We start from the raw sequence: 13956 nt of genomic DNA, 5'->3' as shown, positions 1-13956 counted from the left end.
AATCGTTACTCTTATGTAACTGTAATGTTAGCTTAAGGTTACGAATTTTAGAGAGCCGTGTATAATTCGATTTTATATTTACTTTTACACTATATTTATTGAAATCAGCTAAAATCGGCATGAAGAAAAAAGACATTTGTATCCTCCTCGTAGATGACGAACCGGATATCCTGGAAATTGTGGGCTACAACCTTTCTGCGGAAGGTTATAACGTAATCACGGGGGAGAATGGATTGGAAGCTGTAAAGCTTGCAAAGAAATATAATCCACAGCTTATTATTCTTGATGTAATGATGCCGGAGATGGATGGGATCGAAGCTTGTGAACAAATCAGGAAAGTTCCTGCTCTAAGTGAATCTGTTATTACATTTTTAACTGCACGAGGAGAAGATTACTCCCAGATGGCCGGTTTCGATGCCGGGGCAGACGATTACATTACCAAACCCATTAAACCAAAAGTATTAATAAGTAAAGTCAAAGCTTTATTACGACGCTTCAAAGATAAAGAAGGAGCTTCCAATATTATTGAAGTAGGGGATTTGGTGATCAACAGAGATGAATATAAAATCCTGAAAAATGATAAGGAATTTATGTTGCCCCGTAAAGAATTTGAATTACTTTCCCTACTGGCATCACAACCCGGAAGAGTATTTAAAAGGGAAGAAATCCTGGATAAAATATGGGGAAATGAAGTGGTTGTGGGTGGAAGGACCATTGATGTGCATATAAGGAAACTAAGAGAAAAAATTGGTGATGAAAGCTTTCAAACCGTCAAAGGAGTGGGGTATAAGCTGGTAGTTTAATGGCGAAAAATTTTAAACGGTCTTATAAGTTTGCATTAAAAACTTCTATTTACATTAGTGTTTTTTTGACATTGATCTCGGCATTATTTCTATATGTAGCCAACGCTTTTGAGTGGTACTTCCTGTTGATCTATGCTGTTAGTTGTTTTATCTTCTCTTTTTTTGTTATTCAATACAGGGTCGAACATTTTATTTATAAAAACATTCAGAAGATCTACAACAATGTTCGTCTTCTGGACGCATCTACATTACGCCCGGGGCAGGTAACTTCAGATATGGCTACACTTACCCGGGAAGTGGAAAAGTTTGCTGAAGGTAAAAAGATGGAAATCGAAGCACTTCAGGTACGGGAAACCTACAGGAAGGAATTCATGGGAAATGTATCGCATGAACTTAAGACGCCGTTGTTTACTGTGCAGGGGTATATTGAAACATTGCTGGATGGAGCGATGAAGGATAAAGCAGTGCGAAAAAAATATCTGAATCGTGCAGCAAAAGGGGTCGACCGACTCATTTACATCGTCAAAGACCTGGATATGATTACCAAGCTGGAAACGGGAGATTTGCATTTAAAAATGCAGAATTTTGACATGGTTGAGGTGGTTCAGGGAGTCTTTGATTTACTGGAAATGAAAGCAGCCAAAAAGAATATCACCCTTACGTTTGATACAGATTATGAGCCGGTCTGGGTGCATGGAGACATTGAACGAATTCAACAGGTATTGACAAATCTTGTGGTAAATTCCATTAAATATGGGAAGAATGACGGTACTACAGAAGTAAATATTTCCGATTATAAAATGGATAGAATAATTGTAAGGGTTTCCGATAATGGGGAGGGGATTGAAAAGAAGCACATTCCCCGGCTTTTTGAAAGATTCTTCAGGGTTGATAAAAGTGGATCCAGGAAAGAAGGAGGCTCCGGTTTGGGATTATCCATTGTGAAACATATTCTGGAGGCTCATAATGAAAAAATCTTTGTAGAAAGTGTTTTCGGGGTAGGGAGCGAGTTTTCATTTACGCTCGAAAAGAGTAAAAAGCAATCTGAAATCGGGAGTGAAACCAACATTTTCTAAACCGGAATATTTTTCCGGTTCTTCTTTTAAAAGGTCGAGGTGAAATTCATCCTGGTTGCAGTAAGCTGCAATCCCCAGCCTTTCTAATCTTTCCGCAAGATATTCCTGTTCATTTTGTCCCGGAGTTGGTATAAAAAATGCCCTTTTTTCAAGTTTTGCCAGGTCCAGTAAGGTTGTATAACCAGAACGGGAGATCACCATCCTGCTGCTGTTAATGACTTCTTCAAGTTCTTTCCCAAAGAGGTAATTTTTTATGGTCACATTGGGATTAAGGCAAGTAAAATCTTCGTCGGTAACAACTCCCCGCACAAAAAACAGCTTTTTACTGGTTTTTCTAAACGCTTTAAATAAAATATCCTGAAGTAAGCTTCGCTGGGGTTCGGGACCTGAAAGCAGCACGAGGTAATCATATTTTAAAGAAATGGGCTTCTTTTCAAATCTGCTGATGGGTCCGATGTATTTTAGCCTGAGATGATCTTTTTTTAAATGGCCAAGGATCCCGCTGAGGTTTTTCTTTCCGGGGGAATCAGGCACCCAGCATTCGTCAAATTTCCGGATATAATATTGATGAATTTTACTGCTGAAATAAGTCAGATTTCCGGAAAGAACATTTAACTGATGTGTTATATATACGCTGCACACTTTTTTTGAACGTGCCCCAAAACGATTATCGGAAATTATTCCGTGGATATTTTCCTCTTCTAAAATTCTGCGGACCATCTTTTTTTCAGCTTTAATGGTCTCAAGGATATGCGGAGTCTGCAGAAAAAGCTTCCACATCAGCATTTTTGGATTTTGTGTGTAGGTGATATTGTAAGATGGCAGTTCAAAGCATTTTAATTCCGGAAATTCTTTCCGAAGCAATGAAAGCGCAGATCCGTCTGAAGCCAGTAATGGTGTAAATCCCTGTACTTGCAGTTCGGTGATGATGGGAATGCATCTGGTGGCATGTCCCAGTCCCCAGTTCATCACGCACACCAGGATTTTTTTCTTCTCCATATTTACAAAGATAGCAGCTTCCAAATAAAGCATTTTTCCTCTGCTTCAATAAACTATTATCTAATTGTAATGATTTGATGCTGTTTAAAGATGATATGAGTCTTTCGTCCGAGAGCTTGCAGATCCTATGTTTTACGGCAACTCTTGTGCGAATACGGCTATCTTCAGGCTTTATTTGCGTCTACATTTGTGCTTCAGGAAAACTTCACAGAAAACCCTCAGTTCTGGTAGGTTATAAATTAGAATTGATGATGAATTACAGAAGCGAAGGAAAATCTATTGGAAGGGTTCCAAAAAATATGATAACCTGGGATGGGCTCATAAGAGTTTCCCCTGCTATTTTTCGAAATACTTTTTTGCTGCTCTTTGCGGGGTTATTACTTTGGTTACAGCTTAAATATGAGGTGATCTCTTTCGCTTTTGAAATGCTCTTCCGCAAATAGATCCTGCTTTACATTAATTTTAGAAAAGGTATTTTTCCTTTCATAGAAATACAGAGATCTTCGGCGAGGATCACTTCCACCTAATTCTGTATCTTTGCCCATTCAGAATTTTTCCGTTTTCTATAGGTGAAGTTCTAAAAAAGCTTTGACTAAAGCCCCGGTGCGATAGTTAAGGGCAGAATATTATCTAAACGCAGTGATTTCTCGTGGGAAGTAAAAATAAATTAAAGAGGTTTAAAGAGAACGAAACTTTTTCAAATGTGGTGCAACCTACCCGGGAGGAAGTGGTGGAGAATAATTTTCAACACAAGGGAAACTGGAAAAAGTTCTTCGGAAATGAAAATCCCATAGTTCTGGAACTTGGGTGTGGAAAAGGTGAATATAGCGTTGGCCTGGCACAGGCATTTCCTGAAAAGAATTTTATTGGAATAGATATAAAAGGAGCAAGATTTTGGAGAGGTGCCAAAACGGCTCTCGAAGAAGAACTTCCCAATGTAGCTTTTATAAGGAGTCAAATTGAATTGATCGATGAACTCTTTGTCGAAAATGAAGTGGATGAGATCTGGATCACTTTTCCCGATCCTCAGATAAAATATAAAAGGACGAAGCACCGACTTACCAATTCAGAATTTCTTCAGAAGTATAAAAAGGTTCTAAAATCCAACGGATTGGTGAACCTAAAAACCGATAGTGAATTTATGCACGGTTACACGCTTGGTTTACTTCACGGGGAAGGACATGAAGTCCTGCATGCCAATCATGACGTCTATAAAAATGAGTATTCTCCAAAAGAAGTAGTAGAAATTCAGACTTTTTACGAAAAACAGTATCTTGAGCAGGGAAAACGGATCACTTTTGTGAGATTCCGGATAAAATAACAGGCTCTTGGAGGAAACAAAACTTTTCCTTATCACTTACTTCGCTGCCCTTCTTGGTGTGGTCCCACCCGGCCTTGTCAATATGAGTGTGGCCAAAACCTGTGTGCAAAGAGGTAAAAAGGACGGAATGTTCGTTGCCGTGGGCGCTTCTATCGTAGTGCTTTTCCAGGCGCTTATTGCTATTCTGCTCGCCAAATACATTTTCAATAATCCTTTTGTACAGAACATACTTTTAAGAACCGGACTTGTTATTTTTATCTTAATGATGGTGTACTTTTTTGTCATGGCCCAGCGAAAAAGAAAGCAAGTGGAAGTTTCTGATACTACCGGAGCAAAAAGTATCCTAAAAGGAATGGCAGTTGCTGCTTTAAACATTTTTCCCATTCCGTACTTCTGTGCTATTGGAGCTGCACTTAATGTTGGTGGAAATGTAGATTATCATATTTTTCAGATTCTTATTTTTATCCTGGCAGCGTCACTGGGAACATTTTCCACGCTCTATTTTTACGTGATCTTTTTCATCAGGATAGAGGAAAAAGCAGTTTTCTTTTCAAAATACTCCAATTACTTTATGGCTATTTTGATGCTGATCCTAGTGATCATTACCCTCTTCAGGATTTTTTATTGAGATGGAAGAAGAAACCGGCTTTTTTGAAAAAGTTTATGAAGTAGTAATGCATATTCCTTCCGGAAGGGTTACCAGTTATGGAGCCATTGCAAGATATCTGGGGGCAGCCAAAAGCGCCCGAATGGTTGGCTGGGCTATGAATGCAGCATCAAAAATGGAAGATGTCCCGGCCCATCGCGTGGTGAATCGAAACGGATTACTTTCCGGGAAACATCACTTCCCGGGGACCTACGTGATGCAACAGCTTCTAGAAGAAGAGGGTATTGAGGTGAAAGAAGATAAAGTGGTAGATTTTAAAGCACTTTTCTGGGATCCTTCCGCGGAATTGAAGCGATAGAATTTCTTTATTTCCCATACCAAATCAAAATGCTTTAATGGCTTCTTTATCTTAGCTTTTCGACTTATATTTGCATTTAGAATGAATCTACATAAGATTCCCCTGATCAGGAAAATACACAGCATGAAACTAGATAAGAAAGAAATATTAAAAGCCCTGGAAACCATCTCTGTTGCAGGAGAAGGAAAGAATATGGTTGAAAGCGGCGTAGTACAAAATATCATGACCTTTGGAGACGAAGTAGTGGTGGACCTTTTATTGTCCACTCCCGCCCTTCATATCAAGAAGCGGGCAGAAGTGGATGTTTTGAAAGCCATTCATGAACACGTCTATGAGAAAGCCAAGGTGAAGGTTAATATTAAGGTAGAAGCTGCAGATAAACCCGAAATTAAAGGAAAACAAATTCCCGGAATCAAAAACGTTATTGCTGTTGCTTCCGGAAAGGGTGGAGTTGGAAAATCTACAGTTACGGCAAATCTTGCTGTTACTTTGGCTAAAATGGGCTTTAAGGTAGGTTTACTTGATGCCGATATTTACGGACCTTCTACTCCTATGATGTTTGACGTCGAGGCAGAAAGACCACTATCTGTCAATGTAGATGGAAAGTCTAAAATGAAACCTGTAGAAAATTATGGGGTAAAGATTCTTTCGATAGGATTTTTCACAAAACCAAATCAGGCAGTGATCTGGAGAGGGCCAATGGCTTCAAAAGCACTTAATCAAATGATTTTTGATGCCGCCTGGGGCGAGCTTGATTTTATGTTGGTTGATTTACCTCCAGGAACAGGGGATATTCATCTTTCCATAATGCAGTCCCTGCCTGTAACAGGTGCAGTGATTGTAAGTACTCCACAAAATGTGGCACTTGCAGATGCTAAAAAAGGAGTTGCGATGTTTCAGCAGGAAAGCATCAACGTTCCGGTATTGGGAATAGTTGAAAATATGGCGTACTTTACGCCCGAGGAACTTCCTGATAATAAGTACTATATCTTCGGAAGAGAGGGTGCTAAAAGACTTTCTGAAGACTTACAGGTGCCGTTTCTGGGAGAAATTCCACTGGTGCAAAGCATAAGGGAAGCAGGAGACATTGGTCGCCCGGCTGCCCTGCAGGAAGGAACACCTTTATCTCAATCTTTTGAAAAACTTGCGCAGAATGTAGTGCAGGAAACCGTGAGAAGAAATAAAAGCCTGCCTCCTACCGAAGCTATTAAAATAACCACTATGGCCGGCTGTAGTGCAGTTAAATAATAATATGACGAGCGAAGAAGTAAAAACAAACGTAGAGAGGGCCCTGGAGGAGATCCGTCCTTTTCTCAAAAATGATGGCGGAGATATTTCACTTATCTCTATTGAGGATGAAGACCGGCTGGTAAAAGTTCAGCTGGAAGGCGCCTGTGTGGGTTGCAGCGTGAATAGAATGACCCTTAAAACAGGGGTTGAGATGACAATCAAAAAATATGTCCCCCAGATAGAGAGAGTGGTGAATATTGAGCATTAATCTTTTTCATGATTAAATCTCATTTTCCTCTTTATGAAAATATACTAAGAAATGATTAAAACAGATATGTTAATCATCGGTGCAGGGCCCACAGGTCTATTCGCCGTGTTTGAAGCAGGATTATTAAAGCTAAAATGCCATTTGATCGATGCCTTACCGCAACCGGGAGGCCAGTGTTCAGAAATATATCCAAAAAAACCGATTTACGATATTCCGGGGTTTCCCGAAGTGTTGGCGGGCGATCTTGTGAATAATCTTATGGAACAGATCAAGCCATTTGAACCCGGTTTTACGCTTGGAGAGCGGGCAGAAACCATTGAAAAACTGGAGGACGGTTCTTTCGTGGTAATCACCAGCAGAGGGACAAAACACAATGCGCCTGTAGTTGTTATTGCAGGTGGTCTGGGAAGTTTTGAACCCAGAAAACCACCTATTACCAATATAGCCAATTACGAAGATAAAGGGGTAGCCTACATTATAAGGGAGCCTGAATTTTACCGGGGTAAGAAAGTAGTAATTGCCGGAGGTGGTGATTCTGCTTTAGACTGGTCTATTTTTCTTTCAGATATTGCTGAAGAAGTTACCCTGGTGCACAGGAGAAATGATTTTAGAGGCGCTTTGGATTCTGTTGAGAAAGTTTCTGAACTGTCAAAAATCGGAAAAATAAATTTAGTTACTGAAGCTGAAGTAGTAGGTCTTCAGGGGGAAGATCACCTGGAATCGGTGGTTATTCGGCATAAAGGCGAAGCTTCAGACGAAGAGATCAAGGAAACGGATTATTTTATTCCTCTTTTTGGATTGTCACCAAAACTTGGGCCTATAGCCAACTGGGGACTGGAGATCGAGAAGAATGCCATTAAGGTAGATAACAGCTACGATTACCAAACCAATATTCCGGGTATTTACGCCATTGGCGATGTGAACACCTACCGTGGAAAACTGAAGTTGATCCTTTGCGGATTCCACGAGGCAGCCATCATGTGCCAGAGTGCTTACCAGCGTATCTTTCCCGACAAAAAATATGTCATGAAGTATACCACTGTGAGTGGGGTCAATGGATTTGATGGTAGTAAAAAAGAGGCTAAGAGAGAAGTCGTAAAGAGTATAAATTAATAAACATATAAAACCTCACAGGTTTCAAAATCCTGTGAGGTTTACTTATAAAATATGTCAGATATAAAAATTACTGTAATTGACCGTGAAGGTGAGGCTCACGTGGTAGAAGCCCCTACAGATATGAATATGAACCTCATGGAAGTAATTCGTTTGCATGAACTTGCTCCTGAAGGTACCATTGGAATTTGCGGTGGCATGGCTATGTGTGCTTCCTGCCAGTGTTATATGCTAACTCACGATCACCTGCTTCCTGAAATGACCTATGAGGAAGAAGATATGCTGGACCAGGCTTTTTTCGTGAAAGACAACAGTAGATTAAGCTGCCAGATACCTATTACCAATGAGCTGGAAGGTCTTGAGGTGAAGATGGCTCCTTCAAATGAGGAATAATTTAATTTGCTTTACATTTTGAATTTATTATCCGCTCTCAGTTTGGGAGCGGTTTTTGCATTTCTAAAGCATTAATCTTATCTTAAAGTAATGGTGTGGAATGTGCTCGTGTTTTATTCAAAGAAATCAAGTGATTACCTGAAATACGATGGTGTTATCTCCAAAAAGGAGGTGCAGCTAAAAGAAGTTTGTTGCGAAAAATATAAAAAGGGCAAACGCTGTAAACGCTGCCCTTGCTTTGATTTGAAAGTAGACCTTCCCGAGCTTTAAGACCCGGTGTTTTTCTTATTGGAACGCCGGAATTCCGGTAATATCTGCACCTGTAATCAATAGGTGAATATCGTGGGTTCCTTCGTAGGTAATTACACTTTCCAGGTTCATCATATGTCTCATGATGCTGTATTCTCCGGTAATACCCATTCCTCCTAGGATCTGCCTGGCTTCGCGGGCAATTTTCAAGGCCATGTCCACGCTGTTTCTTTTGGCCATAGAGATTTGTGCAGAAGTAGCTTTTCCTTCATTCCTTAGAACTCCCAGTCGCCATGCCATCAACTGAGCTTTTGTTATTTCTGTGATCATTTCAGCTAATTTTTTCTGCTGAAGCTGGTATCCTGCGATGGGTTTACCAAACTGAGTGCGTTCTTTGGCGTAGCGCAATGCCGTATCATAACAATCCATTGCGGCACCTATGGCTCCCCAGGCAATCCCATATCTCGCGGAATCCAGGCATCCCAACGGAGCTCCGAGTCCGCTTTTGTTAGGCAGTAAATTTTCCTTCGGAACTTTCACGTTGTCAAAAATAAGTTCTCCGGTGGCACTTGCACGTAAAGACCATTTATTGTGAGTTTCAGGAGTGCTGAAACCTTCCATGTCGCGTTCCACAATGAGTCCATGGATCCTCCCGGTTTCATCTTTAGCCCAAACGATGGCAATGTCTGCAAAAGGCGAATTGGAGATCCACATCTTAGCTCCGTTAAGCAGGTAGTGATCTCCTGCATCTTTGAAGTTGGTAGTCAGTCCTCCGGGATTGGAGCCATGGTCCGGCTCTGTTAATCCGAAGCAGCCCATAAATTCTCCCGAAGCAAGTTTCGGTAGATATTTTTTCCGTTGCTCTTCTGTTCCGTATTTATAGATAGGGTACATCACCAGTGAGGACTGAACAGAGGCTGTAGAACGGATTCCACTGTCGCCGCGTTCAATTTCCTGCATGATGAGTCCGTAAGAGATCTGGTCAAGTCCGGCGCCACCGTATTCTTCAGGAATGTAAGGGCCAAAAGCGCCAATTTCAGCAAGACCTTTAATGACCTCCTTCGGGAATTCGGCTTTTTGTGCTGCCTCTTCTATGATTGGGGAGACATCGCGTTTTACCCATTCCCGGGCGGCATCCCGCACCATTTTATGTTCATCGGAAAGTAATTCATCGATATTATAATAATCAGGGGCCTGAAAAAGATCTGCTTTCATATGGTTGTATATTAAATGTGTAATAATCTGTACGTAAATTTAACGAAACCGCAGCAAGGCGCAAATACTTTCTGAGAATATTAAAAGGTATTCAATCAGAACTTCAGGAGTAAAAATTTTAAGTATATTGATCGGGTGATTTCTGGTTTTAAAATGATCGTTTTGAAGAAGCTGATTTTGATTTTGATATGTTTTCTACTATTTAGCTGCCAATCCAAGGAAGAACAACATATTCCTATATCTAAGAATCCTGCTGAAAAATCGGTTTCTATAGAACGACAGGAGGAGATTATTGATGAATATCTTCATAATTGTGCTGCGAAGCAACCTCTGTACTCCGTCGAAAGGCAGGAGTGCCTTGATCGGGGATTGGCAAAGGATAGTACAATAGCCTATTTATGGCAGCAAAAAGCCATGCCTTTATTTAAGCAGCGAAAATATGAAGTTGGGATGAAATACATAGATGAAGCTGTTAAATATAATCCCGAACGTTGGCAGCCATACAGGGCTTTTATCAAATGTATTTTCGCGAAAACTTATCAGGAGGCTATAGAGGACTTCCAAGCTTGTATTGCTTCCTACGGAAATAGTTATGTCATGGATCATACTTATAAATTTCACATTGGATTATCTTATTTACAATTAAATAAATTTGAAGCGGCACAAAAAATTTTCGAAGAGGATATGGAGGAACAGATAGCAGAATGGGGTGAGAATGGATTACATCATTTGGATTTGTTCTACTACGGAATTTCAAAATATGAGCAGGGAAAATTTGAAGAGGCTATTGAGGAATTTGATAAAGCCCTTAAATTGTACCCTAAATTTTCGGATGTTGAATATTATAAGGCTATTTCTTTATATCGTTTAGGAAGAGAGGAAGAGGCTCTCCTGATCATGGACAGTGCCAGGGAAAACGGACTCGCCGGGAATACCATTAATGAAGATAATGTTATTTATGAATCCTATCCTTACCAGGTGAGATGGTAGAGAGAAGAACCAACCATGGGATTTTATGAAAAATTGGCTCAGTAGGTCTAAAATTTTGTCTTTGACTAAGAATTCTTAGAAGCAGTATGGTGTTAGCTTCAATAGCATAATGAAGGGAATAGTTGAAGCCGCTAAAAAACGGAATACATCTGCGAAAATTATTAAAGAAAAAACTCGCAGATTTTAAAAACCAGTGAGTTCTAAAAATCAATTTTACATCTTCAGATAAAAATCCTTCACCAGGTCAATATATTCTGAAGTGTATTCATGACGGGCGGTTTCTATGGTGAGTTCATCAAAAACTACTTCTGCTTCTGAAAATCCCAATTCCAGTAGACTTCGCTTGATCGACGATTCAGGATTTCCTTTTACACGGGTAACGCGGTAAGGGAAAAGATGGACATCATTCGCCAGCTTTAGAAAAGATTCTTCTTCTATCTTCGGAATAATTACGTTGAAACGCCCTGTTTCAGAGAGTAACAAGGAAACTCCTTTAAGTAATTCCTCGAAGGGAAGCGCCTCTGTAAAACGTGCCCGATCTCTCCTGGCATCTTCAGAAGAATAATTATCTGAATAAAACGGCGGATTGGAAATAATTAGATCGTATTTTTCCTCATCCTGCATCTCCTCCACAAATTCCTCAAATTCGGCGTGATAGCAGAATAACCTGTCTCCCCAGTCGCTGTTCTCAAAATTCTCTACAGATTGCTCGTAAGCATTTTCATCGATTTCCACTGCATCTAATAATTCAGCTCCACTTCTTTGAGCAAGCATCAAAGCGATGACTCCGGTGCCTGTTCCAACATCTAATATTGTCTGTGGGTCGTGCTCCAAAGAAGCCCAGGCTCCTAATAAAACTCCGTCGGTGCCTATTTTCATAGCGCAACGGTCTTGTTCTACAGAAAACTGTTTAAAATGGAAGGGATTGCTCATGAATGGAATTGAGATGTGAGATTATCTATGATTGCCAAAGATAGTAAAAACGGTAGATTATATAAGGGATACATTATAAGAGGAAAGTTCTTGCTGCAGGTAAAAATACTACGGCGATACTCTCGGTTAGGTTAGCAATTTTCGAACGGGAAGCTCGAACATGCGTGGATATTTATCTTTTTTAGGAAAATGCTTTACGAGCGGGACGTTCGCAATTTACAGGAGAGATTGGAACTTGATTTATAGATATAAATCTATCAAACCTTCCGGAGTTTTGACGAAAATGGTTTTGTTCTTTTTATCCACTTTTTGAAGGAACTGTTCGTTCATTGGGATAAGAACCTGCTTTCCGTTCTTTTCAATTTCAAAAAGAGCCTGGGAGGTGGTGTCATTGATTCCGGTGAGGGTGCCAACGGTTCCGTAGTTGAGGTCTTCTACGGTGAAGCCAATTACTTCATGGAAGTAAAATTGATCATCATTTAATTCGGGAAGGAGGTTTAACGGAAGATAAACATCACATTTCATGAGATCATCTGCGTCTTCTTCACTTTCCACATCTTCAAATTTTACCCTTAGAAGGTTACTTTTTTGAAGATTACTTCTTTCAATAAAATATGGAACCAGATTATTGTCGTAATCGACAAAAACTGATTCCATTTCTAAATAACTTTCAGGTTCATCGGTATCGAGTTTGATCAATACCTCTCCCTTAAAACTGAATTTACTAACGATCCTGCCAAGATAGAAACACTCTTCTTTTGTCATTTTTCGCTAGTGAAGGTTTTAAGATCCTGCTTGTTCTTGTTTTTCGTCTGCTTTAGCTTCTTCAGCAGTTGCAGCGTCTACTTCATTGGTAGCGGCAGCTTCCAGGTCTTCAGTTGTTTCTTCAGCTTCAGGTTGTGCGGCAGCAGCGTTTTCAGCTTCCCGTTTTGCGTTAGCAGCTCTTTCAGCTTCAAGGGCCTTATCTCTGGCTTCTTGTTGCTCTTTACTCAAAGTTTCCTTCTTAGCATCAACTTTACCTTCTTTTTCCTGAAGCCATGCATTGAATTTCTCATCTGCTTGTTCTTCAGTTAAAGCGCCTTTTCTTACACCACCTGCAAGGTGATTTTTAAGCAAGACTCCTTTGTAAGAAAGGATAGCTTTTGCAGTATCTGTTGGTTGCGCTCCATTCTGTAACCATTTTACAGAACTGTCAACATCCAATTCGATAGTTGCAGGATTGGTGTTTGGATTGTAGATTCCTAGTTTTTCAAGGAATTTACCATCTCTTCTTGTCCGCGAATCTGCGGCAATGATCCAGAAAAAAGGCTTTCCTTTTTTACCGTGTCTTTGTAATCTTATTTTTACAGGCATAAAAATTAATTTGTGGGGTTCCCGACCCCGGTTATTAATGAGTCTGCAAAGATACTATTATTTTTCTTTGAAAAATACATGACAATGGAAAAAATATATGCTGCTTAAATGTTTGGTTATTTGAGAAATAGATATTTAATCCCTGCTTATTAAAAAATCTCTTAAGGTGTGCTAAACCATGTTAAACACAGGGGAGTTGCATGATTAAAAGTTATATTTATAGAAATACGAAGGAAGATTGTAAAAAAAGAAATTGCGAATTTAAAACTGAAAAGGAACTATGAAGTATTCAGAAGAAATGGCAGATAAGCTCAATGAGTTGCTGCAAAGAAATTACGATTCTGAAAAAGGATTTAAAAATGCGGTAGATGATGTTGATAATCCGCAGTTGAAGAGCTTTTTCAAGGAAAAAGCGCAGGAACGTTATGATTTTGGGCATGAACTGAAATCGGAGATCAGGAACTTTGGTGAAGCTCCCGAAAAAGGGTCCAGTGTAAAGGCAGATGCCCACAGGACCTGGATGGATTTAAAAGCGGCTTTATCTGGTGACAATGAAGTAGCGGTGCTGGAAGAGGCAATTCGAGGTGAGAAAATGGCGGTAGAAAATTACAATAAGGTAATCAATGAAATAGATTTTCCGCCCAGCACTAAAAATCTGCTTTTAAAACAGCGAAACGCTATTCAGAAAACTCTGGAGAATGTAAAATCTCTGGAAGATTCTTTTTCCTGAAATAGGATTTAATTAGTTAACACAAGAAACCCGGATTTAAATGTCCGGGTTTTTTTTTATGTATTTTTTGTCCAGTCCTAAAATAGCGATACACTAAAACTTTAGTGTAATGAAAACATCAGAAAATGCTGGGTATATAAAGCGTACCCAAAAAGATTATTCGATTTCTTTTAAGCTTCAAGTTGTCCAAGAAATCGAGCTGGGTCAATTGAGCAAAACCGAAGCCTGTCATAAATATGGTATACAGGCGAAATCCACTATTAGGGAATGGTTGCGAAAATATGGTACTTTTGACTGGGAAAACCAAACTGAAAATAT

The 13956-nt window shown here is 39.8% G+C and carries 18 protein-coding genes; 12 read left to right on the top strand and 6 right to left on the bottom strand.

Annotated features, from left to right (window positions below):
• The first annotated feature begins 119 nt into the window (after positions 1-119).
• Together IE056_RS13890 and IE056_RS13885 are read left to right on the top strand one after the other, a co-directional pair.
• Positions 120-803 (top strand): response regulator transcription factor, encoded by a 684-nt coding sequence (locus IE056_RS13890; RefSeq protein ID WP_189605327.1) that lies wholly within the window; start codon positions 120-122, stop codon positions 801-803.
• Positions 803-1879 (top strand): sensor histidine kinase, encoded by a 1077-nt coding sequence (locus IE056_RS13885; RefSeq protein ID WP_189605326.1) that lies wholly within the window; start codon positions 803-805, stop codon positions 1877-1879. Before IE056_RS13890 ends, IE056_RS13885 begins: the two co-directional genes overlap by 1 nt.
• Here IE056_RS13885 and IE056_RS13880 read toward each other — a convergent pair.
• Both IE056_RS13880 and IE056_RS13875 read right to left on the bottom strand, forming a co-directional pair.
• Positions 1817-2878: a glycosyltransferase gene (locus IE056_RS13880; RefSeq protein ID WP_189605325.1), complete on the bottom strand. Its 1062-nt coding sequence runs from the start codon at positions 2876-2878 to the stop codon at positions 1817-1819. The genes IE056_RS13885 and IE056_RS13880 overlap by 63 nt on opposite strands.
• A gap of 386 nt (positions 2879-3264) precedes the next feature.
• Positions 3265-3423, bottom strand: a complete 159-nt coding sequence (locus IE056_RS13875; RefSeq protein WP_189605324.1) for a hypothetical protein — start codon at positions 3421-3423, stop codon at positions 3265-3267.
• 104 nt (positions 3424-3527) lie between these two features.
• Between IE056_RS13875 and trmB the strand changes: the two genes are divergently transcribed.
• The 7 genes from trmB to IE056_RS13840 all read left to right on the top strand — a co-directional run bounded on the left by trmB (position 3528) and on the right by IE056_RS13840 (position 8168).
• Complete coding sequence (gene trmB, locus IE056_RS13870) at positions 3528-4199, top strand: tRNA (guanosine(46)-N7)-methyltransferase TrmB (RefSeq protein WP_189605323.1); 672 nt, start codon at positions 3528-3530, stop codon at positions 4197-4199.
• Between the two features lie 7 nt (positions 4200-4206).
• The gene (locus IE056_RS13865; protein ID WP_189605322.1) at positions 4207-4827 is read left to right on the top strand and encodes a LysE family transporter; all 621 of its coding nucleotides are present in this window, start codon (positions 4207-4209) and stop codon (positions 4825-4827) included.
• 1 nt (position 4828) lies between these two features.
• Complete coding sequence (locus IE056_RS13860) at positions 4829-5164, top strand: MGMT family protein (protein ID WP_189605321.1); 336 nt, start codon at positions 4829-4831, stop codon at positions 5162-5164.
• A gap of 123 nt (positions 5165-5287) precedes the next feature.
• Positions 5288-6412, top strand: a complete 1125-nt coding sequence (locus IE056_RS13855; RefSeq protein ID WP_189605320.1) for an Mrp/NBP35 family ATP-binding protein — start codon at positions 5288-5290, stop codon at positions 6410-6412.
• Positions 6413-6416: 4 nt separating this feature from the next.
• Entirely contained in the window at positions 6417-6662 is a 246-nt protein-coding gene (locus IE056_RS13850; RefSeq protein WP_189605319.1) for a NifU family protein, read from the top strand.
• A 51-nt stretch (positions 6663-6713) separates the two neighbouring features.
• Complete coding sequence (locus tag IE056_RS13845) at positions 6714-7775, top strand: NAD(P)/FAD-dependent oxidoreductase (RefSeq protein WP_189605318.1); 1062 nt, start codon at positions 6714-6716, stop codon at positions 7773-7775.
• A 54-nt stretch (positions 7776-7829) separates the two neighbouring features.
• Complete coding sequence (locus IE056_RS13840; protein WP_189605317.1) at positions 7830-8168, top strand: 2Fe-2S iron-sulfur cluster-binding protein; 339 nt, start codon at positions 7830-7832, stop codon at positions 8166-8168.
• Between the two features lie 285 nt (positions 8169-8453).
• Here IE056_RS13840 and IE056_RS13835 read toward each other — a convergent pair whose 3' ends face one another.
• Positions 8454-9632, bottom strand: coding sequence for an acyl-CoA dehydrogenase family protein (locus tag IE056_RS13835; protein ID WP_189605316.1), 1179 nt, complete (start codon positions 9630-9632; stop codon positions 8454-8456).
• 153 nt (positions 9633-9785) lie between these two features.
• On the opposite strand from IE056_RS13835, the gene IE056_RS13830 reads away from it, so the two are divergent.
• Positions 9786-10622 carry a tetratricopeptide repeat protein gene (locus IE056_RS13830; RefSeq protein WP_189605315.1) on the top strand — a complete coding sequence of 279 codons (837 nt, stop codon included), beginning with the start codon at positions 9786-9788 and terminating at the stop codon, positions 10620-10622.
• A gap of 213 nt (positions 10623-10835) precedes the next feature.
• Here the strand turns inward: IE056_RS13830 and IE056_RS13825 are convergent, their stop codons facing one another.
• The 3 genes from IE056_RS13825 to IE056_RS13815 all read right to left on the bottom strand — a co-directional run bounded on the left by IE056_RS13825 (position 10836) and on the right by IE056_RS13815 (position 12908).
• Complete coding sequence (locus tag IE056_RS13825; protein WP_189605314.1) at positions 10836-11555, bottom strand: tRNA1(Val) (adenine(37)-N6)-methyltransferase; 720 nt, start codon at positions 11553-11555, stop codon at positions 10836-10838.
• A 240-nt stretch (positions 11556-11795) separates the two neighbouring features.
• Positions 11796-12320 (bottom strand): ribosome maturation factor RimM, encoded by a 525-nt coding sequence (gene rimM / locus IE056_RS13820; RefSeq protein WP_189605313.1) that lies wholly within the window; start codon positions 12318-12320, stop codon positions 11796-11798.
• Between the two features lie 18 nt (positions 12321-12338).
• Entirely contained in the window at positions 12339-12908 is a 570-nt protein-coding gene (locus IE056_RS13815) for a 30S ribosomal protein S16 (RefSeq protein ID WP_189605312.1), read from the bottom strand.
• Between the two features lie 280 nt (positions 12909-13188).
• On the opposite strand from IE056_RS13815, the gene IE056_RS13810 reads away from it, so the two are divergent.
• Positions 13189-13638: a ferritin-like domain-containing protein gene (locus tag IE056_RS13810; RefSeq protein ID WP_189605311.1), complete on the top strand. Its 450-nt coding sequence runs from the start codon at positions 13189-13191 to the stop codon at positions 13636-13638.
• Between the two features lie 109 nt (positions 13639-13747).
• Positions 13748-13956 (top strand): helix-turn-helix domain-containing protein (locus tag IE056_RS13805; RefSeq protein ID WP_189605310.1); only part of this gene is annotated, 209 nt, incomplete at its 3' end.

The organism is Salinimicrobium marinum (assembly GCF_014651535.1).
Taxonomy (GTDB): Bacteria; Bacteroidota; Bacteroidia; order Flavobacteriales; family Flavobacteriaceae; genus Salinimicrobium; species Salinimicrobium marinum.
This window is presented reverse-complemented; position numbering and strand designations above follow the sequence as displayed.